The sequence below is a fragment of the Methyloceanibacter superfactus genome, assembly GCF_001723305.1.
Taxonomy (GTDB): Bacteria; Pseudomonadota; Alphaproteobacteria; order Rhizobiales; family Methyloligellaceae; genus Methyloceanibacter; species Methyloceanibacter superfactus.
The window spans coordinates 42916-68139 of record NZ_LPWF01000013.1; the positions used below are offsets into that span (position 1 = coordinate 42916).

General features: G+C 65.3%; 24 protein-coding genes, 1 tRNA gene, 2 pseudogenes and 1 riboswitch. Of the genes and pseudogenes, 13 read left to right on the top strand and 14 right to left on the bottom strand.

The annotated features are described in order from the left end of the window. Positions 1–31: 31 nt before the first annotated feature. The gene (locus AUC69_RS03995; RefSeq protein WP_158008010.1) at positions 32–709 is read right to left on the bottom strand and encodes an NADPH-dependent F420 reductase; all 678 of its coding nucleotides are present in this window, start codon (positions 707–709) and stop codon (positions 32–34) included. Between the two features lie 106 nt (positions 710–815). On the opposite strand from AUC69_RS03995, the gene AUC69_RS04000 reads away from it, so the two are divergent. The 3 genes and pseudogenes from AUC69_RS04000 (at position 816) to AUC69_RS04010 (ending at position 3564) form a co-directional block, all read left to right on the top strand. Continuing rightward, the gene (locus tag AUC69_RS04000; protein ID WP_342018521.1) at positions 816–1751 is read left to right on the top strand and encodes a LysR family transcriptional regulator; all 936 of its coding nucleotides are present in this window, start codon (positions 816–818) and stop codon (positions 1749–1751) included. 98 nt (positions 1752–1849) lie between these two features. Continuing rightward, positions 1850–2512: an HdeD family acid-resistance protein gene (locus AUC69_RS04005; RefSeq protein WP_069441012.1), complete on the top strand. Its 663-nt coding sequence runs from the start codon at positions 1850–1852 to the stop codon at positions 2510–2512. A 180-nt stretch (positions 2513–2692) separates the two neighbouring features. Further along, positions 2693–3564 (top strand): annotated as a pseudogene (locus tag AUC69_RS04010) (sterol desaturase family protein). A 21-nt stretch (positions 3565–3585) separates the two neighbouring features. Here AUC69_RS04010 and AUC69_RS04015 read toward each other — a convergent pair. Next, positions 3586–4476, bottom strand: coding sequence for an ABC transporter substrate-binding protein (locus AUC69_RS04015; RefSeq protein ID WP_083239073.1), 891 nt, complete (start codon positions 4474–4476; stop codon positions 3586–3588). Between the two features lie 491 nt (positions 4477–4967). Between AUC69_RS04015 and AUC69_RS04025 the strand changes: the two genes are divergently transcribed. Next, complete coding sequence (locus AUC69_RS04025; RefSeq protein ID WP_141700575.1) at positions 4968–5648, top strand: glycosyltransferase family protein; 681 nt, start codon at positions 4968–4970, stop codon at positions 5646–5648. Between the two features lie 13 nt (positions 5649–5661). Further along, entirely contained in the window at positions 5662–6588 is a 927-nt protein-coding gene (locus AUC69_RS16020; protein ID WP_342018526.1) for a glycosyltransferase family 2 protein, read from the top strand. Here the strand turns inward: AUC69_RS16020 and AUC69_RS04035 are convergent. After that, a tRNA-Gly gene (locus AUC69_RS04035) sits at positions 6552–6626 on the bottom strand. The two genes, AUC69_RS16020 and AUC69_RS04035, sit on opposite strands and share 37 nt — an antisense overlap. A gap of 124 nt (positions 6627–6750) precedes the next feature. Between AUC69_RS04035 and AUC69_RS04040 the strand changes: the two genes are divergently transcribed. Continuing rightward, positions 6751–7728, top strand: a complete 978-nt coding sequence (locus AUC69_RS04040) for a radical SAM protein (RefSeq protein WP_069441070.1) — start codon at positions 6751–6753, stop codon at positions 7726–7728. A gap of 17 nt (positions 7729–7745) precedes the next feature. After that, positions 7746–8519, top strand: a complete 774-nt coding sequence (locus tag AUC69_RS04045) for a haloacid dehalogenase type II (protein ID WP_069441015.1) — start codon at positions 7746–7748, stop codon at positions 8517–8519. 8 nt (positions 8520–8527) lie between these two features. Here AUC69_RS04045 and AUC69_RS04050 read toward each other — a convergent pair whose 3' ends face one another. Then, entirely contained in the window at positions 8528–9112 is a 585-nt protein-coding gene (locus tag AUC69_RS04050) for a hypothetical protein (RefSeq protein ID WP_069441016.1), read from the bottom strand. Between the two features lie 135 nt (positions 9113–9247). Between AUC69_RS04050 and AUC69_RS04055 the strand changes: the two genes are divergently transcribed. Further along, positions 9248–9628 carry a hypothetical protein gene (locus AUC69_RS04055; RefSeq protein ID WP_069441017.1) on the top strand — a complete coding sequence of 127 codons (381 nt, stop codon included), beginning with the start codon at positions 9248–9250 and terminating at the stop codon, positions 9626–9628. 6 nt (positions 9629–9634) lie between these two features. Here AUC69_RS04055 and AUC69_RS04060 read toward each other — a convergent pair whose 3' ends face one another. After that, positions 9635–10996: an alanine/glycine:cation symporter family protein gene (locus AUC69_RS04060; RefSeq protein ID WP_069441018.1), complete on the bottom strand. Its 1362-nt coding sequence runs from the start codon at positions 10994–10996 to the stop codon at positions 9635–9637. A gap of 69 nt (positions 10997–11065) precedes the next feature. Further along, positions 11066–12259 carry a 2'-deoxycytidine 5'-triphosphate deaminase gene (locus tag AUC69_RS04065; protein WP_083239075.1) on the bottom strand — a complete coding sequence of 398 codons (1194 nt, stop codon included), beginning with the start codon at positions 12257–12259 and terminating at the stop codon, positions 11066–11068. Positions 12260–12371: 112 nt separating this feature from the next. Here AUC69_RS04065 and AUC69_RS04070 point away from each other — a divergent pair, with 112 nt between their 5' ends. The 4 genes from AUC69_RS04070 (at position 12372) to AUC69_RS19240 (ending at position 15644) form a co-directional block, all read left to right on the top strand. Beyond that, positions 12372–13088, top strand: coding sequence for a DJ-1/PfpI family protein (locus tag AUC69_RS04070; RefSeq protein WP_069441072.1), 717 nt, complete (start codon positions 12372–12374; stop codon positions 13086–13088). Between the two features lie 43 nt (positions 13089–13131). Continuing rightward, positions 13132–13209: riboswitch (SAM riboswitch) on the top strand. Between the two features lie 80 nt (positions 13210–13289). After that, entirely contained in the window at positions 13290–14498 is a 1209-nt protein-coding gene (locus AUC69_RS04075) for an O-succinylhomoserine sulfhydrylase (protein ID WP_069441019.1), read from the top strand. 26 nt (positions 14499–14524) lie between these two features. After that, the gene (locus tag AUC69_RS19235; RefSeq protein WP_342018522.1) at positions 14525–14869 is read left to right on the top strand and encodes a M20/M25/M40 family metallo-hydrolase; all 345 of its coding nucleotides are present in this window, start codon (positions 14525–14527) and stop codon (positions 14867–14869) included. 52 nt (positions 14870–14921) lie between these two features. Further along, positions 14922–15644, top strand: a complete 723-nt coding sequence (locus AUC69_RS19240) for a M20/M25/M40 family metallo-hydrolase (RefSeq protein WP_342018523.1) — start codon at positions 14922–14924, stop codon at positions 15642–15644. A gap of 3 nt (positions 15645–15647) precedes the next feature. Here the strand turns inward: AUC69_RS19240 and AUC69_RS04085 are convergent, their stop codons facing one another. The 3 genes and pseudogenes from AUC69_RS04085 to AUC69_RS04100 all read right to left on the bottom strand — a co-directional run bounded on the left by AUC69_RS04085 (position 15648) and on the right by AUC69_RS04100 (position 18873). Next, entirely contained in the window at positions 15648–16583 is a 936-nt protein-coding gene (locus AUC69_RS04085) for an Hsp33 family molecular chaperone (protein WP_069441020.1), read from the bottom strand. Positions 16584–16723: 140 nt separating this feature from the next. Beyond that, positions 16724–17637 (bottom strand): annotated as a pseudogene (argF, locus tag AUC69_RS04090) (ornithine carbamoyltransferase); the annotation flags it as partial. Positions 17638–17685: 48 nt separating this feature from the next. After that, positions 17686–18873 carry an aspartate aminotransferase family protein gene (locus tag AUC69_RS04100; RefSeq protein ID WP_069441023.1) on the bottom strand — a complete coding sequence of 396 codons (1188 nt, stop codon included), beginning with the start codon at positions 18871–18873 and terminating at the stop codon, positions 17686–17688. A gap of 385 nt (positions 18874–19258) precedes the next feature. Between AUC69_RS04100 and AUC69_RS04105 the strand changes: the two genes are divergently transcribed. Then, positions 19259–19765, top strand: a complete 507-nt coding sequence (locus AUC69_RS04105) for a GcrA family cell cycle regulator (protein WP_069441024.1) — start codon at positions 19259–19261, stop codon at positions 19763–19765. A gap of 72 nt (positions 19766–19837) precedes the next feature. Here the strand turns inward: AUC69_RS04105 and phoB are convergent, their stop codons facing one another. The 5 genes from phoB to pstC all read right to left on the bottom strand — a co-directional run bounded on the left by phoB (position 19838) and on the right by pstC (position 25203). Beyond that, positions 19838–20563: a phosphate regulon transcriptional regulator PhoB gene (gene phoB, locus AUC69_RS04110; protein WP_244500081.1), complete on the bottom strand. Its 726-nt coding sequence runs from the start codon at positions 20561–20563 to the stop codon at positions 19838–19840. Positions 20564–20566: 3 nt separating this feature from the next. Continuing rightward, positions 20567–21298 (bottom strand): phosphate signaling complex protein PhoU, encoded by a 732-nt coding sequence (gene phoU, locus AUC69_RS04115; RefSeq protein ID WP_069441025.1) that lies wholly within the window; start codon positions 21296–21298, stop codon positions 20567–20569. A 25-nt stretch (positions 21299–21323) separates the two neighbouring features. Then, complete coding sequence (pstB, locus tag AUC69_RS04120; protein WP_069441074.1) at positions 21324–22118, bottom strand: phosphate ABC transporter ATP-binding protein PstB; 795 nt, start codon at positions 22116–22118, stop codon at positions 21324–21326. A 66-nt stretch (positions 22119–22184) separates the two neighbouring features. Beyond that, entirely contained in the window at positions 22185–23831 is a 1647-nt protein-coding gene (pstA, locus tag AUC69_RS04125; protein ID WP_069441026.1) for a phosphate ABC transporter permease PstA, read from the bottom strand. Further along, positions 23824–25203: a phosphate ABC transporter permease subunit PstC gene (gene pstC / locus AUC69_RS04130; RefSeq protein ID WP_069441027.1), complete on the bottom strand. Its 1380-nt coding sequence runs from the start codon at positions 25201–25203 to the stop codon at positions 23824–23826. Before pstC ends, pstA begins: the two co-directional genes overlap by 8 nt. Positions 25204–25224: the final 21 nt, after the last annotated feature.

A 25224-nucleotide genomic window follows, 5' to 3' on the forward strand; every position in this document is an offset into this window, starting at 1 on the left:
CTGGCGCCTTGGGCCAAATGGGTCGCCCGTCTCAGCCGGCCCCCAGCGCCACCACGGCGCATGGATGCTCGGCTTCAACCTCGGCCGGCTCCCGTGACGCCAGGACGAAGGCGAAGTCGCCTTTCCGGCCTTGCGCCGCCAGTTCCAGACACAACATGCCGAGCGGCTCGAGCAAGCGCGCGGCGCGTAACTCGCCCGCATCCACGGCCTCGAAGCCGACATCGTCGACCAAGCCAAGCACCGCCTGCTTTTGCGGGCCCGCGGGCCCGGCGACGAACATGACGGCCCGGCCTTGCGGATAAGACGGCTGGGCGATGGCGTCCGCGCCGGCGGCGTTGAACGTCTTGAAGAAGGTCGCGCCTTGCGCGTGGCTTTGCAGGATCTCGACGCCGGAGCTGTCGAAGCCGAGCGCGAGCCGGCTGGAGGTCGCATTCAGCGGGTTGGTGGCATCGATCACGATCTTGCCGGTGAGCGCCCGGGCATGCTCGCAGACGATGGCCTCCGTCGAGGTCCAGGGGATGGCAAGAATCACCGCGTCGGACCCAGCAATCGCGCCGCCGATGGTCTCCATGTCCTCGCCGCCGCCGTGCACCGGGCGGGCCGAGAGCTCATCCGACCGGACGCCGTAGACAATCCGGTGGCGTGTGGCGCGGAGGGCCGCGCCCAGGGACTTGCCGACGCGCCCTGCGCCGATGATGGCAATCCTCATCTCATGCCCCGCCTTGATCAGCCTGCCGGTTCCTACCTCTGCGGTCCCGATTGCTGTTGCCTTCAACATGGGCGCTCCGTTAGCATTATTCCAATCGATGGGATCGATGATGAGTATCGATCATGCCAATCTCAGCCGGCTAGACCTTAACCTTCTGGTTGCGTTCGACGCGCTCCTGACGGAGCGCAGCGTCACGCGCGCCGCGGCCCGCGTCGGGCTCGGCCAGTCGGCCATGAGTCATAATCTCGCCCGGCTCAGGACCCTGTTCGGCGATGAACTCCTGACCCGCGGCGCCGAGGGCATGCGCCCCACCCCGCGGGCGAGGGCGCTGGCCGACCCCGTGCGGATGACCCTGGCGCAGATTCAGTCGGCGGTGCTGCAACGCGAGGCGTTCGATCCGGCGACAGCCGACCGCGTGTTCAGGATCGGGCTCGCCGATTCCATCGAGGTCGCCGTCATCCCCACGCTCATCGAGCGCTTGCAGGACTCCGCCCCGGGCGTCTCGCTACGCCTCCGCTCCACCAACCGCATCAGCATTCTGGAGGAGCTCGATACCGGCGATCTCGATCTCGGCATCGGCGTGTTCAATGAAGGCCAGACCCACCACAAGCGCCGCCAACTCTACACCGACAGCTTTCTCTGCCTGTTCAGCGCCGAGCAACTCAACCTCGCGCCGCCGATCTCGCTGAAGGACTATCTCCGCTGGCCGCATGTGCTGACGAGTCTCGCCGACGATTCCCGCGGCGCGGTGGACGAGGTGCTGGCCAAGCACAAGCTCAGCCGCAGCATCGTGATGACGACGCCCGGCTTTCTCGCCGTGCCCTTCGTGGTGCGCCGCGCGCGGGTCATCACCACCATGCCGTCGCGGCTGGCGCGCTATTTCTCCGAGACCTTCGGTCTCGTGACGAGCCCGGTGCCGATCGATCTGCCGAGCTTCACCATCTCGTTGCTGTGGCATGCGAGCTTCGATCACGATCCCGGGCATGTCTGGCTGCGCCAGACCGTGTCGGGGCTGGTTTCCGAGCACAATCTCGAGCTCTGAGGCTGTCCGCGGGATGTGGACAAGTGCCGTTTTCACGGCACGCCGGTTCACTTATGACTACATCATTGCGCAAATTGCGAATCGCAGGAGGTCGTTTCATGGCTACGAGCACTTCACCCAAAGACCGCGCGGAGCGCTGCGAAGCGCTGAGCGAGGTCCTGGCCGATAGCTGGTGGGCCGTCGGCCTGCGCGGCCTGTTCGGCATCGCTTTCGGTCTCATCTGCCTGCTGGTGCCGCAAGCGGCGATCCTCGCGCTCATTCTTCTGTTCTCCGCCTATATGCTGGTGGACGGCGTGTTCGCCATCGCCTCCGGCATCAAGGCGGCGCGCAACGGCCAGCGCTGGGGCCTCTTGATCCTGGAAGGCGTCGTCGACATCGCCGCCGGCGCCATCGCCTTCCTGTGGCCGGCGATCACCGCGGTCGCCTTCGTCATCCTCATCGCGGTGTGGGCGATCGTCTCCGGCGCGCTGATGCTCGGCGCCGCCTTGACCCTGAAGCTCGACCACGGCCGCTGGTGGCTCGCGCTCGGCGCCATCGCGTCGGTGATCTTCGGCATCGTGCTGTTGGTCGCGCCGGTGGTGGGTGCCGTGGTGCTGACTTGGTGGCTCGGCGCCTATGCCATCGTGTTCGGCGGCTTCCTCCTGGTGCTGGCTTTCAAGCTCCACGCCAAGAAAGAGGAGCGCGAGGCAAAGACGCCTGCCGCGCGTCCGGCCGCCAAACGGCCAGCCGCGAAAACGGCGGCGAAGAAGGCTTCAGCCTAATCGGCGCCAACGGATGATTTTTTGGGGGCGGGGCTTTCTGGCGCCGCCCCTTTTTTCATACCCGCTGCTCTTGGCCGTTGCTGACCGTTCTCGGCCTTGTGATGGGCCGTGTGGTTGGCTTGCCGTGGCCCGCGCGGCACACTAGCTGACAACCAGCACTCTCACGCACACGGCGCTTTCATGGATAATCTTTTCGGCCAAGGCGATAGCCTGATCCGGCTCGGCGTGTTCATCGGCGTCTTCGTCGTGATGGCCTGGTGGAACTCGGCTGGCCGAAGCGGGCGCTCATCGCCTCGAAAGGACGCCGCTGGCTCACCAATGTGGGGATCAGCGTCACCGCCGCATTCCTGCTCCGGCTGATGGCCGCGACCGCGGTGCCGGTCGCCGCGATCGCCGCGGCATTCTACGCGCAGAGGCACGGCATCGGACTGCTGAACACCGTGGCTTGGCCGGCATGGTTGAAAATCGTCATCGCCCTCGTCGTGCTCGACCTCGCCATCTGGGCGCAGCATCTCGCCTCCCACAAGATCCCGATCCTGTGGCGCTTGCACCGCGTGCATCATGCAGACCGCGACATCGACGTGACCACGGCGATCCGATTTCACCCGGTGGAGATCGCGTTGTCGATGCTGTGGAAGATCGTCGTGGTGGTGCCGCTCGGGGCGTCGCCCTTGGCGGTGTTCCTGTTCGAAGTGATCCTCAACGCCTGCGCCATGTTCAACCACGCCAATGTGGCGTTGCCCGGTTGGATCGACCGCCCCTTGCGGCTCCTCATCGTGACGCCGGACATGCACCGCGTGCACCACTCGGTGCTGCGCCGCGAGCATGACTCCAATTACGGCTTCAATCTCTCGCTGTGGGACAGGCTGTTCAGGACTTATACGGCGCAGCCGCAAGGCGGCCATCAGGGCATGACCATCGGCCTTACCCCCTATCAGAGCGAGGACCCGACCCGTTTCGGCTGGAGTCTATGGCTGCCGTTCCGGCGGTCGGGCTTCAAGACGACGCCGGCGCCAAGCCCTTCGCGCGATATGGACGACCGCGCCGCCTAAGCCCGTCTAGAAAAAGTGCATCTAGAAAAAGCTCATGGGGAAGTAGCGCAGGAACAGCTCCTCATAGCGGCCGCTGTCATGCACCTGCTCGAGTCCGTAGCTGAGGATCTCGGCGAGCTTGCGGTTGCCCTTCTTGACGGCGATGCCGACGCCCTCGCCGAAATATTTCGAGTCGATATAGGGGCCGCCTCGAAACTCGCAGCACGCCTCGCTGGTCACGCCGTTGAGCCAGAATGTCAGCGTGATGCCATCGCCGAAGATGAGGTCGATGGCGCCGTTCTTGAGCGCCTTTTGCGCGTCCTCGGGCGTGTCGAAGGCGGCGATAGCGGCGTCGGGGAAGAATTTCTGGAGATAGGCCTCGTGGCCTGTGCCCTTGGCCACGCCGATCTTCAGACCCTTCACCGTCTCCGGACGGATGTCCTTGAGATCGGTTCCCTTGTGCACGACGAAGCGCGCCGGCGTGGCGTAGTAGCGCGAGGTGAAGTCGGCGGACTTCAGGGCCTCCTCGGTGATGCGGATGGAGGCGATGGCCGCGTCGGCCTCACCCTTGTCGAGACTCGGGATGAGGTCGTTCCAATTCGTAGCGTTGATCTCGCACTGAACCTCGAGCACCTCGCAGATGGCCTTGGCCAAATCCACGTTGAAGCCGGTTAGTGCGCCCACCTCGTCGTAATAGTGGAACGGCGGGTAGTCGGAGTCGGTAATGAAGCGGAGCTTGTCCAGGCCCTTCATGTCCGGCTTCGGACGCAGCGCATCGCCTTGCCAATTGTCCGGTACGATGGCGCTGCGGCCTTGGGCAAAGGCCGGGGCGGGCAGCCAAGCGAAGGCAACCGCGAGCGCCAGCGCGGCAAGCCAGCAGGCCGTCAGGTTTTGTCTTGTCGAAGGTGGAATCACGGTGCCGCTCTTGTTCACCCGATCCTCTTAGCGCGGCTTTGCAGGCGCCGCCAGAGAGACATGGCGCGGTAAAGTTGCATATACAATGTCTGCGCTTTTTAATTGTATAAATCCAATTCAACTTCCGGTTCTTAATCAATATTGCGCCTCCTCCTAGACGTGCAAAGATGGCGTCAGGGAGTTGCTGGGGGCGTTCCCGTGTCATCTGTGCTCCAGAGTCGCCCGGTCAGGGAACCGGACTTGCGTGGTCGTGCCGCCGCGATGACGGACGGTTCCGCGGAGGCCGAATACCACTTTCTCTTGGACCACCTCGTCGACGCCGCGACGCTGACGCAGGCTTGCCGCCTCGCCGCCCAGTGGGGCGTCCATCCCCACGACGTGCTGATCGCCAATGGCTGGCTCGACGCGGACGACTATTACCGCGCCCTGGCGGGCGTCTGCGGCACGGCGTTCAAGGAGGCGTTGTCGCCGGCACAAGCCGTCCCCGCCGCCAAGACGACGCCACGGCAATGTTTGGCGACCGGGCTCCTGAAGGAGCGGGCGAAGGCGCGCCGGTTCGTTCTGGCGCCGGAGCGCTCCGCCCCACCGCGCTGCGCGCCATGCTGGCGCAGCTCGCCCCGTATGACATCGCCTTGGCCACGCCGCGTGCCGTGCGAGACGCGGTCTATCATCACTTCGCGCCGGTGCTGGCACGGGGCGCGGTCGAGACGCTGGCCATGCGCCGTCCGGCACAGAGCGCGCGCATGTATGGGCCGCGCTGGCAGCGCCTCTCCTTCATCGCCGGCGCGACGGCCCTGATGCTCGCCTTACTGCTAGCGCCAAGCGAAACCGTCCGCGGCGTCACTCTACTGCTGGGGGTGGTGTTCGTGCCGGTGATCGGACTTCGCGCCGTCGCCGCCTATGGACTGATGCGGCAAACCGAAGACACAGCGCCGCAATCGCGCGTCCCCGATGCAGACCTGCCCACCTACACGATCCTCGCACCGCTCTTCCGCGAAGCGCATATGCTGCCGTCGCTCGTCCACGCGCTGCGGCAGCTCGACTGGCCGGCGGCGAAGCTCGATATCAAGCTGATCCTCGAGGCAACGGATCGCGAGACGGTGGCGGCGGCGCGGGCGCTCTCGCTTCCCGGCAACGTGGAAATCGTCGTCGTGCCGGTGTCAGCCCGCGCACCAAACCGAAGGCGCTGAACTATGCACTGCCATTGGCGCGCGGCGAGTATCTGGTGATCTACGACGCCGAGGACAGGCCGGACGCGGACCAGCTCCGCCGGGCCTTCGCCGCCTTCGCCGCCGGGCCGCCCAACCTCGCCACGGTGCAGGCCAGGCTGAATATCTACAACGCTGGCGACAACTGGCTGACGCGCAGTTCACCCTCGAATACTCCGCCCTGTTCGACGGGCTGCTGCCGGCGCTCGACCGGCTCAAGCTGCCGATCCCGCTCGGTGGCACCTCCAATCATTTTCGCGTCGCGGCATTGAAATGGCTGATGGCGTGGGACCCGTTCAACGTCACCGAGGACGCCGATCTCGGCACGCGGCTGGCGCGGGCCGGTTATCGTTGCCAAGTGATCGCCTCCACCACCTACGAGGAAGCGCCGCGCCGGTTCGGCAGCTGGATCTGCCAGCGCACCCGCTGGCTCAAGGGTTTCGTGCAGACCTGGCTCGTGCATATGCGCGAGCCCAGCGCCCTGTGGCGGGAGCTCGGCCCGCGCGGCTTCCTCGCCTTTCAGGTGATGGTGGGCGGCACCGTGCTGTCGGCGCTGGTGCATCCCTGGTTCTACGCGCTGGTCGGCTACGAGCTGTTCGGCGGCGGCGGCTTCCTGGCGCGGCCGGTGAGCCTGGTCGGCCTCCCTTTCTGGACGATCGCCTGGTTCGACCTCATCACCGGCTACGCGGCGGCCATGGCGCTCGCGCTCCTGGCGGCACGCCGCCGTGGTCTCGGCCGCCTGTCCTGGCAGATCCTGCTGATGCCGGCCTATTGGTTGTTGATCTCGGCGGCGGCGTACCGTGCGCTTTGGCAGTTCGTCACCGCGCCGTTCAAATGGGAGAAGACCGAGCATGGCGGTCCTGCAATGCGCCATTCCGGGAAGAATGGAGCGGGTAGGGGGAATCGAACCCCCGACACGTAGCTTGGGAAGCTACTGCTCTACCACTGAGCTACACCCGCGATCTTCGCCTCATACAATGAAACGAGAGCGGCGAAAAGCAAGTTGGCTTCACGCAGTGGTGAAGGGCGCCGGTCTTGCGGTTCAGCCCCGCCGGCCTGTTAATGGGCCGTGCTGGAGGGCTTCATGACCGACGCCGCGCTTCTGACGAGGCCCGCGAAATTCGCCGACCCCGACGTGACCGCCTCAGGCGGGCCCCGCGCGCGGGTGCCGCTCGTGGCCCTGCGGACGCTGTGGATCGCCACCGGGAGCCTCTGCAACATCACCTGCCGCAATTGCTATATCGAATCGAGCCCGGAGAACGACCGGCTCGCCTATATCGCCCGCGCCGAGGCAGCCGCCTTTCTCGACGAGATCGCGCGCGAGGGGCTTCCCGTCACCGAGATCGGCTTCACGGGGGGCGAGCCGTTCATGAATCCGGACATTCTCGGCATGCTGGAGGACGTGCTGCGGCGCGGTCTAAAAGCGCTGGTGCTGACCAACGCCATGCAGCCCATGCTGCGGGCGCGCGTGCGTGACGGGCTTCTTGCCTTGCGCGCGGCCCATGGCGACCGGCTGACCTTGCGCGTCAGCCTCGACCATTACACGCGAACGCTGCACGATGAGGAGCGCGGGCCCGGCAGTTTCGACAAGACACTGGAAGGGATCGACTGGCTGGCGCGCGAATCCTTTTCGCTGGCGCTGGCGGGGCGGACCTGCTGGGGCGAGAGCGAGGAGCAAGCGCGGGCCGGCTATGCGCGGCTCATCGCGGAGCGCCGTTGGCCGGTCGATGCGGAGGATGCCGCCTCGCTCGTGCTGTTCCCCGAAATGGACGAGACGGCCGACGTGCCTGAAATCACGGAAGCGTGCTGGACCATTCTCGGCAAGTCGCCGTCCGCGGTGATGTGCGCTTCGAGCCGCATGGTGGTGAAGCGGAAAGGCGCCGCCGCTCCCACCGTGCTGCCTTGCACGCTCCTGCCCTACGATCCGGCTTTCGAAATGGGTGCGAACCTGGTTGAAGCGGCGCGCGCCGATCGGGGCATGTTCGACCATGGCGCCGTCAAGCTCTGCCACCCGCATTGTGCCAAGTTCTGCGTGCTCGGCGGCGGCGCGTGCTCGGCCTGACACCCTAGAGAGACGTCATGCCGCTTACACGACGCGATGCGCTGGGACTTACCACCACGTTTGCCGCAACCGCGCTCGCCGGCACGCTGATCCGCATGCCACGCGCGGCGGCGGCGGCGAAAATCGAGGCCGTCGTGTTCGATGCGTTCCCGATCTTCGATCCCCGCCCGATCTTCGCCGGCCTCGACAAGATCGTGCCGGGCCGCGGCAAGACGCTCGGCGATCTCTGGCGCACGCGGCAGTTCGAATATACCTGGCTGCGCACGGCGGCCGGAGAATATGAGGATTTCTGGAAGATCACTCGGGACGCGCTGACCTACGCGGCCGAGGCGCTGAAGATCGATCTCTCGGCAGAGCAAGCCGACGCCGTGATGGACGCCTATCTCCACCTCAAGGCCTGGCCGGATGCGCGGCCGGCGCTCGACGCTCTCAGGCAGTCCGGGCTTCGCCTGGGCTTCCTGTCGAACTTCACGCCGGCCATGCTGGAGGCGGCCATCGAGAGTGCGGGGCTACAAGGCTATTTCGATCAGGTGTTAAGCACCGACCTCATCGGCACCTTCAAGCCCGACCCGAATGCGTACCGCATGCCAACCGACGCCTTCGATCTCCCCGTGGCCAAAATTCTCTTCGTGCCGTTCGCGGGGTGGGATGCGGCGGGCGCAAAATGGTTCGGCTACGAGACGTTCTGGGTCAACCGCTTAGGCACACCACCGGAGGCGCTAGGCGTGCATGCCGACGGCAGCGGGCGCAATCTCGACGATCTGGCGGCCTATCTGCGCGCCCGCGCCTAGAACGAAGGCTACTGCGCCTCCTTGATCTCGAAGGGCAGCTCGAAACTTGCCGACTTGTCGCCCAGCTTGTCGTTGAATTTGAGCTCGGCAATGTATTTGCCCGCCGGCGCGCCGCTGAAGTCAATGGTCAGAACGGACATCACCTCCATGTTCTTCTCATGGCTCTTGAAGGTGAACGTGCCGAAGCCCTCTTGCTGCGCAACGACCGTGCCTTCGCCGTCCTTGACGATCAAATCGGCGACCAGAAGGGCGTTATTGAGACCGTCCTTCGGCTGCCAGGTGAAGCCGACCGGCTCGACATAGATCACGAGCTTCTCACCCTTCTTGAAGACATTGTCGGCGCGCGGGTCGTAGATGCCGAAACCGCCGGGGTCCCCGGCGACAAAGAGCGATTTGCGAAACAGCAACGGAGCCGCCTCCCACTCTGTGAGCGCGGCCTTGCGTATGGTGTCATAGGCCTCGAGATGCTTGCCCGCCTTGGCATCGCTTTCAGCTTGCTTCGCCAAATCCGTCAACTCTCCGGCGCGCGCGGCGCCTGACAAAGACGCGTAAGCCAGAACGGCGAACGTGAGCACGACTGCGACGTGTTTCATGATGGCCTCCCCAGACACTCTCGCAAAAAATCATTGGGCGGCGGAAGCATCGCATATGGATTGGGCTTTCGCCACTCAGTACGCCCCGGCGCGGATCGCCGTTGCCCCCTCTCGGCGTGACGATAGTATGGACCCATGGACGCTATCGCCCACGCTCTCGCCGATCCCGGGACCCGCAGCTGGTACCTTATCGGTTGCCTCGCGCTGCTGGCCCTGCCGATGGCGGCGCTCGCCATCTGGTTTCACCGCGGCATCAAACAGAGCTCCGGCGGCCGGGCGCTGATGCGGCGGCAGCGCGGCGCGCGGACATGGGCGCGCGGTTCCTTGGCGGATGCCGCCTACAACGCCGGCGACGGCGTCTCGATCATGCAAGACATCCGCGCGGGGCGTTACGGCCAGCACGCCAAGGCCATGATGACCCGCGTCTACTGGATCACCGGCGCGTGGGTTCTCCTCAACACCATCGCCTTCGGTATCCTGATCTGGGCGGATGAGATCAACCGCGTGGTCGAGTGACGGCCTTCAGAACGGATTGTGCTCGGACTTGCCGCGCGTCCTGAAGAACTCGCGGGCGGCGCCGAAGACGATCGGGCTTAGCAGAGTCAGCGCAATCAGGTTCGGAATGGCCATGAGCGCGTTCAGCACGTCGGCCAAGAGCCAGATGAAGCTGAGCTTGACCGTGGCGCCGATGATCGGCGCCAGCGACCAGACGATGCGGAACGGGATGATGACCTTGACGCCGAGCAAGAACTGCCAAGCGCGCTCGCAATAATAGCTCCAGCCGAGCAGCGAGGTGAAGGCGAAGATCGCCAGCGCCAGCGAGGTGATCTCGCTGCCCACGCCTGGCAGCGCCGTCTCGAAAGCGAGCGAGGTAAGCTCGGCGCCCGTTTGGCCGCTGGTCCAGGCGCCCGTGGTCAAGATCACCAGCGCGGTGAAACTGCAGACGAGGATGGTATCGATAAAGGTGCCGAGCATGGCGACGAGGCCCTGACTCACCGGACCTTTGCACTCCGCGGCGGCGTGGGCGATGGGCGCGGACCCGAGGCCGGCCTCGTTGGAAGAGACGCCGCGCGCCACGCCGAAGCGGATCGCCGCCCACACCGCGGCACCGGCGAAGCCCCCCGTCGCGGCAATCGGCGAGAAGGCATGAGCGAAGATCAGGCGAAAAGCCTCCGGCACCTGCCCGACATTTAGCGCGATGACGACAAGACCGGCGCCGACATAGCTGATGGCCATGAACGGCACGAGGAAGCCGGCGACCGCGGCGATGCGGTGAATGCCGCCGATCAGCACGAGGCCGACGAGCGCCGTCAGGGCGTAGCCGGTCGCCCAGAAGGGCACGCCGAAGGAGGCCTCCAGCGCATCGGCCACGGAGTTCGCTTGCACCATGTTGCCGATGCCGAAGCCGGCGAACCCGGCGAACAGCGCGAAGCATACGCCGAGCCAGGCCCAATTCGGCCCGAGCCCGTTCTTGATGTAGTACATGGGACCGCCGACATAATTGCCGCGCTTGTCCCGCTCGCGATACTTCACCGCGAGCACGGCCTCGGCGAATTTGGTGGCCATGCCGACCAGTGCCGTCATCCACATCCAGAACACCGCGCCCGGACCGCCGATGAATATGGCGGTGGCGACGCCGGCGATATTGCCGGTGCCGATGGTCGCGGCAAGCGCGGTCATCAGGGCGTTGAACGGGGTGATCTCGCCCTTGCCCTCGGCGACGCGCCCGCGCCACAGCATCCAGAAGGCGAAGGGCAGATCGCGCAGGGTGCGGAAGCGCAGGCCGGCGGTCAGATAAAGGCCGACGCCGAGCAGGAGGACCAGCATGGGCACGCCCCACACGAGGTCGTCCAGCCAAGTCACCGCAGATGTGATCGCCTGCATGCCCGTCCCCCCTCAATTCTTGATTATTCTTGCCGTCCCCGCGCCCCCCGGCGCGTCACTCGTGACAAATCACTCCTGGCGGAAGTGCTTGGACAGCTTCAGCCCCTGGGCCTGATAATGCGAGCCGATGCCTTGACCGTAAAGCGTTTCCGGCAGCTCCGTGAGCCGGTCGTAGACCAGACGGCCGACAATCTGGCCATCCTCGACGATGAACGGGATATCGAGGCTCCGCACCTCGAGCACCGCCTTGGCGCCGGGCGCCTTGCCTTCGCTATAGCCGAAGCCCGGATCGAAGAAGCCGGCATAATGCACGCGATATTCACCGATCAGCGGATCGAAGGGCGCCATCTCGGCCACGTATTCGGGCGGCACGGAGACGCTTTCCTTGGACGCCAGGATGTAAAACTCGTGCGGATCGAGCACGAGGCGGCGGTCGCCGCCGAGATGCACCGCCTCCCAGAACTGCTGGACGTCGTAGGCGCCGACCTGATCGACGTCGATGACGCCGGCATAGCGGCGGGCGCGGTAGCCGACGAGGCCCGTCGGCGGAATCGGCTCCAGGCTGATGCGCAGGTTCAGCCCTTCGCGGATCGCGGCCTCGCCCTCGACCAGCCCGACGTCGGAGTGGATGGCGCGCAACGCGCGGTCGCCCACCCGGCCGGGCCGCTCATCGGAGTCGATCTGCTGGCTGACGCGGCGGCGGAAGCGGATCTGGCTGAGGCGCGACCCATAGCGCACCTTGATGGAGAAAGTGCGCGGGCAGATCTCGGCGAAGAGCGGTCCGGCATAGCCTTCCGACACGGCATCGAAAGCTGCCTGATAATCGCCGATGAGGCGCGTGAACACGTCGAGCCGGCCAGTCGAGCTTTTCGGGTTGGCGAAGGCGGCGATGGTGGGCCGCAGCTTCAGATGCTCGACCAGAGGCACGAGATAGACGCAGCCCGCCTCAAGCACCGCGCCTTTGGTGAGGTCGATCTCGTGGAAGGTCACCGCCGTGAGCTTCTCGCGCACGGTGGCCTTGGTGCCGGGCAGGAAGCTCGCACGGATGCGGTAGGCCACCTTGCCGAGACGGAGATCGAGGCTCGCGGGCTGGATCTGGGCATCCTCGATCTCGGCCATGCCTGCGATCTCGCCGGAGGCGATCAGCGCGCGGATGGCTTGGCTCGGCAGAATGCCGGTGCGGCCGAGCCCGCTCTTCCGGGGCTCACCGGATGGCGCGGCGTCCTCGGGGAGCGCCTCGAAAAGCTGGTCGGACTGGCTCATGGTCGATCTTCTTGGCATTTGCCGGGGCTTCGGTCACCCTAAGCTCGGTCTTCTCCCCCAGATTCACAAGGGGCCCGGCCTGATGGCGGGTCCAGGCGTTCCGGAAAACCCCATGATCCCACACGATGAGCCCCTGCAAATCGGCTCGCTCCTATTCGAGGGGCTGGACCAGATCGACCTCACCGGGCCATTCGAGGTGCTCTCCCGCATTCCCAATGCCACCTACCGCATCTACGGCAGCTCGCTCGCGCCGGCGCGGGACGTGAAGGGCCTGCGCCTCGCCCCGGACGCCACATTGGACGAGGCGCCGCGGCTCGACGTGCTGCACGTGCCCGGCGGTCCCGGCCAGGAAGCCCTCATGGACGACGAGGCGGTGCTCGGCTGGGTCCGGCACCAGGCTGGGGGCGCGCGGATCGTGTTCTCGGTCTGCACCGGCGCGCTCATCTGCGGCGCGGCGGGGCTGCTCGAGGGGCGGCGAGCCACGACCTATTGGGCGGCGCTGCATCTCCTGCCCTATTTCGGGGCCATGCCGGTCGACGAACGGGTGGTGGTGGACGGGACTCTGGTCTGCGCCGCGGGCGTCACGGCGGGCATCGACGGCGCGTTGCGGGTGGCGGCCCTGCTGCGCGGGGACGCAGCGGCCGAGACCATTCAGCTCTACATGCAATATGCGCCGGAGCCGCCCTTCAACGCCGGCAGCCCCGAAACAGCGCCGCCGGAAGCCGTTGCCGAGGTTAGGGGCGCCGCCGCCGAGATCATGGCGCGGCGAGAAGTCACGGCGCGAAGGATCGCCAAACGGCTCGGCATCGCCCTGCCCCAAGACGTCTAACTCTTTGGTGGGCTTGACGGCAGCGCCTGCCCGCGACATTAATCGCCTCACTCGTGGTGATTTGGCCGGCCGGCTTGCAGCCACGTAAAATAAGTCGCTAAAAGGCCGTGCGAGGCGTTTCAGCCGATCCCGGTCATTTGGCGGCAGCCAAGGTCCGGGTTTTTTTATGGCCGGCCACAACAGAAAGCAGGAGTTCTGAGCATGGCCGCTAAGAACAAGACCGACCGCAGCACAGCCTGGCAGCCCGCCACGCGGCTCGTGCATGAGGGGACGCTCCGCAGCCAATTCGGCGAGACCTCGGAGGCCATCTTCCTCAACTCGGGCTATGTGTATGAGAGCGCCGAGCAGGCGGAAGCCCGGTTCAAGGGCGACGAGGACGGCTATGTCTATAGCCGCTACGCCAACCCGACCGTTTCCATGTTCGAGACGCGCATGTGCGCGCTCGAAGGCGCGGAGGCCGCGCGCGGCACCGCGAGCGGCATGGCGGCGGTGGCGGCGTCGCTGCTGTGTCACCTCAAGGCCGGCGACCACGTGGTCTCGGGGCGCGCGCTGTTCGGCAGCTGCCGCTACATCGTGGAGGATCTGCTGCCGCGCTACGGCGTCACCTCGACGCTGGTGGACGGACGCGATCTGGCGGCGTGGGAAGCGGCGGTCACGCCCAACACCCGCGCCTTCTTCTTCGAGTCACCGACCAATCCTGTGCTGGAGCTGGTGGACATCGAAGGCGTGGCCAAGATCGCCAAAGGCTGCGGTGCGCTCACGGTCGTCGACAACGTGTTCGCCACGCCGCTCGGCCAGCGCCCCATGGCGCTCGGCGCCGATATCGTCGTCTATTCGGCAACCAAGCATATCGACGGCCAAGGCCGCTGCCTCGGCGGCGTCGTGCTCGGCCCCGCCGAATTCATCGACGAGAGTCTGCATACTTTCCTCAAGCATACCGGCCCGTCGCTCAGCCCGTTCAATGCCTGGGTGATGCTCAAGGGGCTCGAGACGCTGCCCTTGCGCGTGGCGCGCCATAACGAGACGGCGGCCCGGATCGCCGAGTTCCTGGCCGAGCGGTCCGAGGTCGAGCGGGTGTTTTATCCCGGCCGTACCGATCACCCGCAACACGACCTCGCCAAGCGTCAGATGACCGGTGGCGGTCCGATCGTCGCCTTCGAAATCAAGGGCGGGAAGAAAGCGGCCTTCCGCTTCTTGAACGCATTGTCGATCTTCAAGATCAGCAACAATCTCGGCGACGCGAAAAGCCTTGCCACGCACCCGGCCACGACCACGCATCAGCGGCTGTCGGAGGAGGCGCGCAGCGAGCTCGGCATCTTCGACACCACCATTCGCCTGTCGATCGGACTGGAGGACGCTGGCGACCTGGAGGCCGATCTCGACCAGGCCTTGGCGGCAGCGAGGGGATAGATGCCGGAGACCAAGACGCCGAGGACATGCTCGCCACGCTCGTGGGCTTCGACACCACGAGCGCCAAGTCCAATCTCGCGCTGATCGGCTTCGTCCAGGACTATCTCGACGGCCACGGCATCGCCTCGACGCTGGTGACGTCGGAGGACGGCGAGAAGGCGAATCTCTACGCCACGATCGGCGAGGGCGCGGGCGGCATCGGCCTGTCAGGCCATAGCGACTGCGTGCCCGTCGCAGGTCAGAACTGGACGAGCGATCCGTTCTCGCTGACCAAGCGGGACGGCAAGCTCTACGGCCGCGGCACCTGCGACATGAAGGGCTTCATCGCTTGCGTGCTGGCCTCCGTGCCGCTGTTCAAGTCGCGGGCGTGAAAGAGCCGATCCACATCATCGTCTCCTATGACGAGGAAGTGGCTGCGCCGGGGTGCGGCCGCTGATCGCGCAGCTTGGCGCCGACTTGCCCCGGCCCCGCGCCGTGATCATCGGCGAGCCCACGTCCATGACGGTGATCGACGCCCATAAGCGGATCGACGTCTACCGCACCAAGATCACCGGCAAGGAAGCTCATTCGAGCCTGCCGTCGCTTGGCGTCAACGCCATCTCGGTGGCGGCCAAGCTGATCGGCGAGATCGACCGCATGGCGGAGACTTCCGCCGCGACGGAGAACGATCAGCGCTTCGAGCCACCCTACTCCACCATGAGCGTCGGCGTGATTGAGGGCGGCACGGCGGCGAATATCGTGCCGCAGCATTGCGCCTTCCGCTGGCAGGTCCGCAGCCTGCCGAACACAGCCCTCGACGCGCCGCGCGACCTCGCCGCTTTCGCCGAGACCCTGCTGCCGAAAATGCGCGACGTGGCCAAGGATGCCGCGATCGAGACGGAGGGGCAAACATCGGTGCCGGCCTTTACCGCCGCACCAAAGTCCGACGCCGTGGCCTTGGCGCTGGCACTGACCGGCGCCAACCGGACCAGCGCGGTGTCCTATGCGACGGAAGCGGGGCTCTTTGAGCAGGCCGGATGTCCGGCGGTGGTGTGCGGGCCCGGCGACATCGCCCAAGCCCATGCGGCGGACGAATATGTGTCGATCGCCCAGATCGAGGCGTGCCTGAAATTTCTCGAAGATCTCGCGGACCGGCTCAGAAGCTGAGCGCTACTCGATGCCGAATGCCGCCGGGTCGAACTGGTAACGGGCGTTGCAGAACTCGCAGGTCACCCACATCTCGCCGTCGACGACCATGTCGGCGAGCTCCTCCGGCGTGAAGCGGGAGAGCAGCTCCTCGACCCGCTCGCGCGAGCAGCTGCAATAGGTCTCGAGCGGGACCGCGCGGTAGACCCGCACCTGCTCCTCGTGGAAGAGGCGATAGAGCAAACGCTCCGGCGGCAGCAGCGGGTCGAGCAGCTCGTGGTCCTCCACCGTCTCAGCCAGCGTCTTGGCCCGGGTCCAATCCTCTTCAAAGTCCTTGGGGCTCGTCTTGCCGCCCTCGCGGGTGAGCTTCTGCACCAGGAGCCCGCCGGCGCGCCAGGTCCATGCGCCCTCGCCGCCGGTCCCGGCGCGGTAGTGCCGCGCCACGGCCAGGCGGATGAAGGTCGGAAGCTGCTCCGACTGGCGGAAATAGGTATGGGCGGCCTCGGTGAGGCTTTCGCCTTCAAGCGGCACGACGCCCTGATAGCGCTCGGTGTCCTGGCCGCGATCGATGGTCATGGCGAGATGGCCGTCGCCCAGCAGCGAGAACTCGTCGCCGGCCTCGAACGCCGCCAGGCGCTCGGCGGAGAAGCGGGCGTAGCCCCGTAAGGCTCCGGGTACCTGATAGTCGGCGACCAGCAGATCCACGGGGCCGTCGGTGGAGGCCTGGAGGATGAACTTGCCTTCGAATTTGAGCGCGGCGCCAAGGAGCGCCGTCAGCGCCACCGCTTCGCCCAAGAGCCGCGATACGGGCTCGGGGTAAGCGTGACGCGAAAGGATGCTGTCGACCGTGGGGCCGATTTTGACCAGGCGGCCGAGAACGTCGGCCTGCTCCGCCTGAAAGGGTAGGACCAGATCGTCCGCTGGGATGACGAGTTCGGCCTCGGCAGACGACTCGCTCACCTCTTGGCTCCGCGCGCCTTGACCTTGGCCACCCGGGGCTTCGCCAGTTTCGAGGCCGCCTTGCGGCGCTTCACCGCGCGCTTGGCGTCGGCCAGGTTCACGACTTTGGCCCGCTTCGCCTTCGCTCCGCCGAGCGTCCCGGACCCGAGGCACCAAGCGAGAATGGCCTTCTGCACGTGAAGCCGGTTCTCCGCCTCGTCCCATACGACCGATTGCGGGCCGTCGATGACCGCCGCGCTCACCTCGTCGCCGCGATGGGCCGGCAGGCAGTGCATGAAGATCGCGTCCGACTTGGCCGCGCCCATCAAGGCCGCATCGACCTGGAACGGACGCAGCAGGGATTTGCGCTTCTCCTCGTCGTTATCGCCCATGGACACCCAGACATCGGTGACCACGCAATCGGCGCCGCGCGCGGCGTCCAGCGCACTCTCGCTGACTTCGACATCGGCGCCCTCGGTCCAGGCCCAGGCGAGAAGCTCTGGCGCAGGGGCGAACTCGTCCGGCGTGGCGATGCGCAAGGTGAAGCCGAAGCGCGCCGCGGCATGGACCCAAGACGTCGCCACGTTATTAGCGTCGCCGATCCAGGCGATGGTGCGGCCTTTGATCGGGCCTTTGCGCTCCTCGAAGGTCAGCACGTCGGCCATCACCTGGCAGGGATGGGAGCGCACGGTAAGGCCGTTGATCACCGGGATCGACGCATTGTCGGCGAATTCGGTGAGCGTCTCATGCGGCCCGGTGCGCAGCATGATGGCGTCGACATAGCGCGACAGAACTTTCGCCGTGTCGGCGACGGTCTCGCCGCGGCCGAGCTGCATGCCTGCGGATTGAGCACGATGGAGGTGCCGCCGAGCTGATGCATGGCGACCTCGAAGGAGACGCGCGTGCGGGTGGACGGCTTCTCGAAAATCATGGCCAGTACCGCGCTGGCGGGCACCCCGAGGGCTTTCGGCAGCTTGCCGGACTTCTTGATGCGGGCCGCGGTGTCGACGATGGCGCGCAAGGTCGTGGCGTCCAATGCGTCGAGATCGAGGAAATGCTTGGGTGACGGTGCCATAGGTGAAAATCTCGGACAGGAGTCTCGGTCGAAAGGTCTCGTAGGGCGCTAGGCCTGCTCGCGCGCGCGGCTCTTCAAGGCGCCGCAGGCGGCATCGATGGTGGCGCAAGCAAGATCGATCTCCGCCTCGCCGACGATCAACGGCGGCAGGAGGCGCACGACGTTGTCGCCGGCCTGGACGGTGAGCATGCCCCGCTCGCGCAACGCGGCGATCAGCTTCGAATTCTCCGTCTTGCACTTCAGACCGACCATCAAGCCTTGGCCTCGCACCTCTTCGAGGATGTCGTCATGCTCGTCGGCGAGCCCGGCGAGCCGCTGCTTCAACCTTAGGCCCATTTGCGCGACATCTTCGAGAAAGCCGGGCTCCAGAACGACATCGAGCACGGCGTTGCCGACGGCCATGGCCAGCGGATTGCCGCCGAAGGTGGAGCCGTGAGTCCCCGGCGTCATGGCGGCGCCCACCGCCTCGGTGGTGAGGCAAGCACCCACGGGAAAGCCGCCGCCGAGCCCCTTGGCCGACGACATGATGTCGGGCGTGATGCCGGCCCATTCATGGGCATAGAAGCGTCCGGTGCGGCCGACGCCGGTCTGCACCTCGTCGAGCAGGAGCAGAATGCCCTTCTCGTCACAGAGCGCGCGCAAGTCCTGGAGGAAGCGCCAGGGCACCTCGCGCATGCCGCCCTCGCCCATGATCGGCTCGAGCAGCACGCCGGCGGTCTCATCGCCGATGGCCGCCTCGACCGCCTCGATGTCCGAGCCCGCGACCTGGTCGAAGCCGTCGACCGGCGGGCCGAAGCCTTCGAGATGCTTGCCCTGCCCGCCAGCGGCGATGGTGGCGAGCGTGCGGCCGTGAAAGGCGCCCTGGAAGGTGATCAGCCGGTAGCGCTCGGGCGCGCCGTTGACGAAGTGATAGCGCCGCGCCGCCTTGATCGCCGCCTCGACGGCTTCCGCGCCCGAATTGGCGAAGAAGACGCGGTCGGCGAAGGTGGCGTCGCACAACCGCTGCCCCAGCCGCTCCTGATCGGCGATGTGGTGCAGGTTGGAGACGTGCCAGACCTTCTTTGCCTGCTCGGTCAGGGCCTCCACGAGGCGCGGATGCGCGTGGCCGAGCGCCGTGACGGCGATGCCGCTCGAGAAGTCGAGATAGCGCTCCCCCGTCTCCGTAAAGAGAAAGGCGCCTTCGCCCCGCGCGAAGGACAATCCGCTGCGGGCATAGGTCGGAAGGAGGGCCGACATGAAAGTTGCGTATCCCTGAAACAAAATTGCCGCCGAGGGGCGGCAGCAAGGAAAGTCAGAGTGTTAGGTCCCGTATAGGAGCCTGTCAATCTGCCCCAGCAACCGCTTATCCAAGGTTTCTCCACGCTTCCATCACGCGCGCGTTTGTGTTCTCGCATGAGAAGTGGCAGAATCGGCTTGTTCCGGTGGAAAACGAGGCCTTCAAGCGTGGCGGACGCTTGTCGGAGTCTACCGGGCTTAGTAGGGTAATAACTGCTCGGCTACCAGATGTCGTGGGTGCTGTTGGCGCCCGAGCGGTCATTCTCAGCAGTAAATTCCGAGTATTCGAAAATGCCGTCTCTTCACGGGACGGGGGGATTCTGAGTCCAAACGAGGAGGCCAAACCATGGGTTGGACTGATGAAAGAGTCGAACTGCTGAAGAAACTCTGGGCTGAGGGATTGAGCGCAAGCCAAATCGCGGGTCGCTTAGGCGGCGTGACCCGTAATGCGGTGATCGGCAAGGTCCATCGGCTTGGACTTTCGGGGCGGGCCACGAGCTCGCGGTCGAGCGCGCCGAGACCGAGGCGTGCGCACGCGCCGCGGCAGAACCGGGCGCCGTCGCTGACCTTCGGGACACGCGGCAACGTGGCGCTCAAGCCGTCATACGAAGCCGAGTACGAGCCGGCTCCGGCGCCGGTCACGGAACTGGTCATCCCGCTGCATGAGCGGGCGACCATTCTCACGCTGAAGGAGTCGATGTGCCGTTGGCCCATCGGCGACCCGACCGAGGAGGATTTCCACTTCTGCGGCCGCAAGAAGGAGGGCCCGGTGCCCTATTGCGAGCACCATGCACGCATGGCCTATCAGCCGGTGCAGGCGCGCCGGCGCGAGAAGCGCTTCGCCTCCGGCTAGCGGCGAGCACAGCGAGAAACAAAAGAGGCGCCGGCTCATCCCGGCGCCTTTTTCATGTCTGGGATCGGGAAATCAGGCGGTTTCTTCGAGCTTGTCGGAGAAGGCATAGCCCGCGCCGCGCACCGTGCGGACCGGATCGCGCTCATTGCCCCGCATCATGGCCTTGCGCAGACGGCCGATATGCACGTCCACGGTCCGCTCATCCACATAGACGTTGCGGCCCCACACGCCGTCGAGCAATTGGGCCCGGCTGAACACGCGGCCGGGGCTCTGCATGAGGAATTCCAGCAGCCGGAACTCGGTCGGGCCGAGATGCACCTGGCGGCCGTTGCGGGTCACGCGGTGGGAGTCCCGGTCGAGCTCGATATCGCCGACGGTCAGCACCGAGGCGATGCGCTCTGGATTGGTGCGGCGGAGGATGGCCCGGACCCGAGCCATGAGCTCAGGGAGCGAGAACGGCTTGACCACATAGTCGTCGGCGCCAGTGGTCAGACCCCGGATCCGGTCGTTCTCCTCGCTGCGCGCCGTCAGCAAGATGATCGGGATAGTCCGCGAGTCCTTGCCCGTGCGCAAGCGCCGGCAAAGCTCGAGCCCCGAAAGGCCGGGCAGCATCCAATCGAGCACGATCAGGTCGGGCGAACTCTCGGCTATGGCTACCTCCGCCTCGTCGCCCCGGTGGACGACGTCGACGGAATAGCCCTCGGCCTCGAGGTTGTAGCGCAGAAGAAGGGCGAGAGGCTCTTCATCCTCGACAACCAGAACCTTGGCTCCAGCGCTCATCGCGTTCGTCTGCAACATGTATTAGACCGCAGTCCGCTTCATGGAGACCGGCGTCGAGGCGGTGGTATCGCCCTTGGGACGCTGATCGGTGATCGCCCGGCCATGCACCAGATAATAGACCGTCTCGGCAATGTTGGTGGCATGGTCGCCGACGCGCTCGATATTCTTGGCGCCGAACAACAGATGGGTGCAGAGCCCGATATTGCGCGGATCCTCCATCATATAAGTCAGGAGCTCGCGGAACAGCGAGTTGTACATCGCGTCGATCTCTTCATCCTTGTACCAGACGGCCAGCGCCCGGTCGGCGTCGCGCTCGATGAAGGCGTCGAGCACCTCTTTCAGCTGACCAAGGGCAAGCTCGCCCATATGCTTGAGGCCAAGCATGAGCTGCTTGGGCTGCTGCTCACTGACGACGGCAACGGCGCGCTTGGCGATGTTCTTGCCGAGGTCGCCAATGCGCTCGAGATCGGTGGAGATGCGTAGCGCCGCCATGATCTGACGCAGATCGTAGGCCATGGGCTGCCGCCGGGCGATCATCACCACGGCCTGCTCCTCGATCTCCCGCTGGAGCTCGTCGATCTCCTCGTCCTCATTGATGGTCGACGCGGCGAGATCGGGATCGCGCCGCTCGAGAGCCTCGAAGGACTGGCCGAGAACCTGCTCGGCAAGGCCGCCCATCTTGGCGATCTTATTGTTGAGAAGGGCTAGCTCCTCCTCGTAGGACCTGACGATGTGTTCGTGCTGCTGTTCCATTAAGGGAACTCCTAGTGAGCCGGCATCAACCGAAGCGGCCGGTGACGTAATCCTGCGTCCGCTGGTCGGTGGGATTGGTGAAAATCTTGGATGTCTCGTCGACCTCGACGAGCTTGCCGAGATGGAAGAAGGCGGTACGCTGCGAGACGCGCGCGGCTTGCTGCATCGAGTGGGTGACGATGACGATGCAGAGGTTCTTCTTCAGCTCGTCCATCAGCGTCTCGATCTTGGCGGTGGCGATGGGATCAAGCGCCGAGCAGGGCTCGTCCATGAGCAGCACTTCGGGGTTCACGGAGATGGCGCGGGCGATGCAAAGCCGTTGCTGCTGACCGCCCGACAGGCCAGTGCCGGACTCGTCCAGCCGATCCTTCACCTCATCCCATAGGCCTGCCCGGGTCAGGCTCTTCTCCACGACGTCGGCGTATTCGGCCTTCGTTTTACAGAGCCCGTGAATCCGAGGCCCATAGGCCACGTTCTCGAAGATCGATTTGGGGAACGGGTTCGGCTTTTGGAAGACCATCCCGACCCGGGCACGGAGCTGCACCGGATCGACCCGGGGCGCGTAAATATCCTCGCCGTCCAATCGAATGTCGCCCTCGACACGGCAGCCATCGATCACGTCATTCATGCGATCGAGGCAGCGCAAGAAGGTCGACTTGCCGCAACCGGACGGACCGATCAGCGCCGTGACCGAACTATCGAACATGTCGAGGCTGACGCCGAACAGCGCTTGCTTCTCGCCGTACCAGAGGTTGACGTCGCGCGCCGCCATCTTGAGCTCGAGCCGAGCGACCGATTGGCCTTCTCTCGGCTCCGGCACGGCGGGTGCCTGTACGCGGACAGCTGGTTGCGCCTCCACCTTAGCCTCCATCACATCAACCCCTTTCTACCACTTTCTCTGGAACATCTGGCGCAACGTGATGGCGACGATGTTCATGATCACGAGGAAGCCGAGCAGCACCAAAATCGCTGCGGACGTGCGGGAGACGAAGCCACGCTCGGGGCTGTCGGCCCAGCTAAAGATCTGGGTCGGCAGCGACGTTGCCGGCTCCAGGAGCCCCATGTTCTCAATGCTAGGAATAAAGGCGTTCATGCCGATCAAAAGCAGGGGCGCCGTCTCGCCAAGCGCCTGCGCCATGCCGATGATGGTACCGGTGAGAATTCCCGGCAGCGCGAGCGGCAGCACGTGATGTATCATAACCTGGTGCTTCGACGCGCCGACGCCAAGGGCTGCCTCGCGGATCGAAGGTGGCACGGCCTTGAGCGCGGCACGCGTGGTAATGATGATCGTCGGCAGGGTCATGAGGCTGAGCACCATGCCGCCGACCAGCGGCGCGGAGCGCGGCAAGCCGAAGAAGCCGAGAAACACCGCGAGGCCCAAGAGGCCGAACACCACCGAAGGAACGGCGGCGAGGTTGTTGATATTCACCTCAATGAGATCGGTGAACCGGTTCTTCGGGGCGAACTCCTCCAGATAGACCGCCGCGGCAATGCCGATGGGGAAGCTCAGCAGGAAACAGACCAGCAGAGCGTAGAACGAACCGGTGATGGCGCCGGCCAATCCCGCCCGCTCGGGGAAGCGGCTGTCGGCATTGAAGAACAGTTCCCAGTTGAACGGCGTGCGCACGAGCCCCTTCCCGTCCAGGATGTCAAGTGCCGCTAGCTGATCTTGGGAAAAGCGTGGGTTGAGAACCTTCGGCGTCTCGCCCTTGGCCAGGACGGCATAATGGGGCGAAAGCGGGAAGTACATTTGGACCGTCTTGCCGATGATGTCCGGTTCGGCCGCGATACGCGCGCCAATCACTTCGGGCGCCTCCGCGGCGAGCATGTCGACTAGCGACGTATCGTTGATTCGGGGCAGATAGGCCTTGAGGCTGCTTTGTGCGAGGACGGCGAAGTTGCCGCTGGGCGGCGGCCCGGCCTCAACGATCTCCGGATTGACGTAGACGTCCAGCTTGAGGCTCATGCGCCCGTCATGCTCGACCACAAGCCCCCGGTTATCGAGGCGCTCGAACCAACCGACCTGGGTCCAGTTGAGCGCGTCCATCTCTTTCGGGATCACACCCTTATGGAGCTGGTCGAAGGGATCGGAAACGGCGATCGGCAGCGTGATGGTCTTGCCGATTACGTCGGGATGGTCGACGACATAGTCGCGCACGATATAGGCCGCGTCTGACGTCAGGATCTTGCCGATACTCCGCTTCTGTTCCTCCGGAATGCCGGGGACGACCTTATCGACAGCCTCGCGGACCAACGCCCGATATTTGCCGGAACCCGGATCCTGGGGATCGACCTGCGCCGGATCGATATAGATCGGCAGTTCAACTTTGGTCTGGATGAAGGCCGGAAAGCCCGTGGAGATTAGAGACGCAATGAGCACGCCAAGCAGTCCGACGGCCAGCGCGATGGCGATGATGCCGTAGGCTTGCAGCCGCCGGTCGGCGGCATAGCGCCTGCGGACACGCCGCTGGGCCTGGTCCGAGCTCCAGTCCAAATTCGGTGCGGTAGGGCCTATGGCCTGTGCATTACTCATATTGCTCTCGATATTTGCGCACGATGTGAAGGGCTAGGACGTTGAGCGCCAAGGTGACGAGGAACAGCACGAGGCCGAGCGCGAAGGCGGCGAGCGTCTTCGGGTTATCGAACTCAGTGTCGCCAATGAGAAGCGTCACGATCTGCACGGTCACGGTGGTCACGGGCTCGAGCGGATTTGCCGTCAGCGAGGCGATAATGCCGGCCGCCATGACCACGATCATGGTCTCGCCGATGGCGCGGCTGACCGCGAGCAGTATGCCGCCCATGATGCCTGGGAGCGCCGCCGGCAGCAGCACTTTGGTAATGGTCTCGCCCTTGGTGGCCCCCATGGCGTAGGACCCATCACGCATGGCGCGCGGAACAGCGGCGATGGCGTCGTCGGACAAGGACGAAATAAAGGGAATGATCATGATGCCCATGACGCCGCCGGCAGCAAGCGCACTGTTCGGCGCGATCGGCACGCCGATCATATCGCCGAATTGGCGCATGGCCGGGGCCACGGTGAGGACGGCGAAGAAGCCGTAAACGACCGTCGGAATGCCCGCGAGCAGCTCCAACACCGGCTTAATCACGGCGCGCACTTTAGGATGGGCATATTCGGTGAGGTAGATGGCCGAGTAGAGACCTATGGGCGTGGCCACGGCCATGGCGATCAGCGCAATGAGAAGCGTACCGGTGAAGACCGGGATGGCGCCGAAGGCGCCGCCGCCAGTGACTTGGCCTTCCCGAATGGGGATCTGCGGCTCCCAGTTCAAGCCAAAGAAGAACTCAAGCGCCGGAATGCGGTCGAAGAAGCGTAGGGCCTCGATGAGAAGCGACAGCACGATGCCGAGCGTGGTGAGAATGGCGATCAGCGAGCAGGCGATCATCAGGCCGCTCAGAATATGCTCCGCGCCGTGCCGTGCCCGGAACTCCGGGCTGATGCGGCGGCTGGCGAAGAAAAGACCGAGGAGTGCGATGCTCAAGGCGACGGCAGCCATGGCCCAGCGGGCGATGATCTGCCAGCTGTGGTAGCGCGCGGCGGCGTCCTGAACGGCCAGGCTCGGCTCGCTGAAAACGTTGCCGGCGGCGACGGACTTAATCTCGCTCAAGAGCAGGCTGATTTGGCCCGAGGTTAGGCCGTCCACGGTGCCGGGAGGCAAGCTCCACAGCAGAAGATTGTCGATGACGGGGCCTTGCAGCAGAAGCCAGATCAGGACAAGGAACGCGGACGGCAGTCCAACCCAGGCGGCGACATAGGCACCATGATAGCTTGGACGTGAATGAAGCTCCTGCTGGCGGCCACCGACCACAGCCGCGGCGCGCTTACGGCCGAAGAAATAGCTGGCCACGGCCAGCACGGTGATCAGGAGCAGAACGTAACCGAGCATCTTGGCCTGCCAGTCCCCGGT

Coding starts and splice junctions, on each gene's coding strand:
- AUC69_RS03995 (WP_158008010.1), bottom strand. CDS start 709: ATGAGGATTGCCATCATCGGCGCAGGGCGCGTCGGCAAGTCCCTGGGC.
- AUC69_RS04000 (WP_342018521.1), top strand. CDS start 816: ATGATGAGTATCGATCATGCCAATCTCAGCCGGCTAGACCTTAACCTT.
- AUC69_RS04005 (WP_069441012.1), top strand. CDS start 1,850: ATGGCTACGAGCACTTCACCCAAAGACCGCGCGGAGCGCTGCGAAGCG.
- AUC69_RS04025 (WP_141700575.1), top strand. CDS start 4,968: ATGTTTGGCGACCGGGCTCCTGAAGGAGCGGGCGAAGGCGCGCCGGTT.
- AUC69_RS04040 (WP_069441070.1), top strand. CDS start 6,751: ATGACCGACGCCGCGCTTCTGACGAGGCCCGCGAAATTCGCCGACCCC.
- AUC69_RS04045 (WP_069441015.1), top strand. CDS start 7,746: ATGCCGCTTACACGACGCGATGCGCTGGGACTTACCACCACGTTTGCC.
- AUC69_RS04050 (WP_069441016.1), bottom strand. CDS start 9,112: ATGAAACACGTCGCAGTCGTGCTCACGTTCGCCGTTCTGGCTTACGCG.
- AUC69_RS04055 (WP_069441017.1), top strand. CDS start 9,248: ATGGACGCTATCGCCCACGCTCTCGCCGATCCCGGGACCCGCAGCTGG.
- AUC69_RS04060 (WP_069441018.1), bottom strand. CDS start 10,996: ATGCAGGCGATCACATCTGCGGTGACTTGGCTGGACGACCTCGTGTGG.
- AUC69_RS04065 (WP_083239075.1), bottom strand. CDS start 12,259: ATGAGCCAGTCCGACCAGCTTTTCGAGGCGCTCCCCGAGGACGCCGCG.
- AUC69_RS04070 (WP_069441072.1), top strand. CDS start 12,372: ATGATCCCACACGATGAGCCCCTGCAAATCGGCTCGCTCCTATTCGAG.
- AUC69_RS04075 (WP_069441019.1), top strand. CDS start 13,290: ATGGCCGCTAAGAACAAGACCGACCGCAGCACAGCCTGGCAGCCCGCC.
- AUC69_RS19235 (WP_342018522.1), top strand. CDS start 14,525: ATGCTCGCCACGCTCGTGGGCTTCGACACCACGAGCGCCAAGTCCAAT.
- AUC69_RS04100 (WP_069441023.1), bottom strand. CDS start 18,873: ATGTCGGCCCTCCTTCCGACCTATGCCCGCAGCGGATTGTCCTTCGCG.
- AUC69_RS04105 (WP_069441024.1), top strand. CDS start 19,259: ATGGGTTGGACTGATGAAAGAGTCGAACTGCTGAAGAAACTCTGGGCT.
- phoB (WP_244500081.1), bottom strand. CDS start 20,563: ATGTTGCAGACGAACGCGATGAGCGCTGGAGCCAAGGTTCTGGTTGTC.
- phoU (WP_069441025.1), bottom strand. CDS start 21,298: ATGGAACAGCAGCACGAACACATCGTCAGGTCCTACGAGGAGGAGCTA.
- pstA (WP_069441026.1), bottom strand. CDS start 23,831: ATGAGTAATGCACAGGCCATAGGCCCTACCGCACCGAATTTGGACTGG.
- pstC (WP_069441027.1), bottom strand. CDS start 25,203: ATGCTCGGTTACGTTCTGCTCCTGATCACCGTGCTGGCCGTGGCCAGC.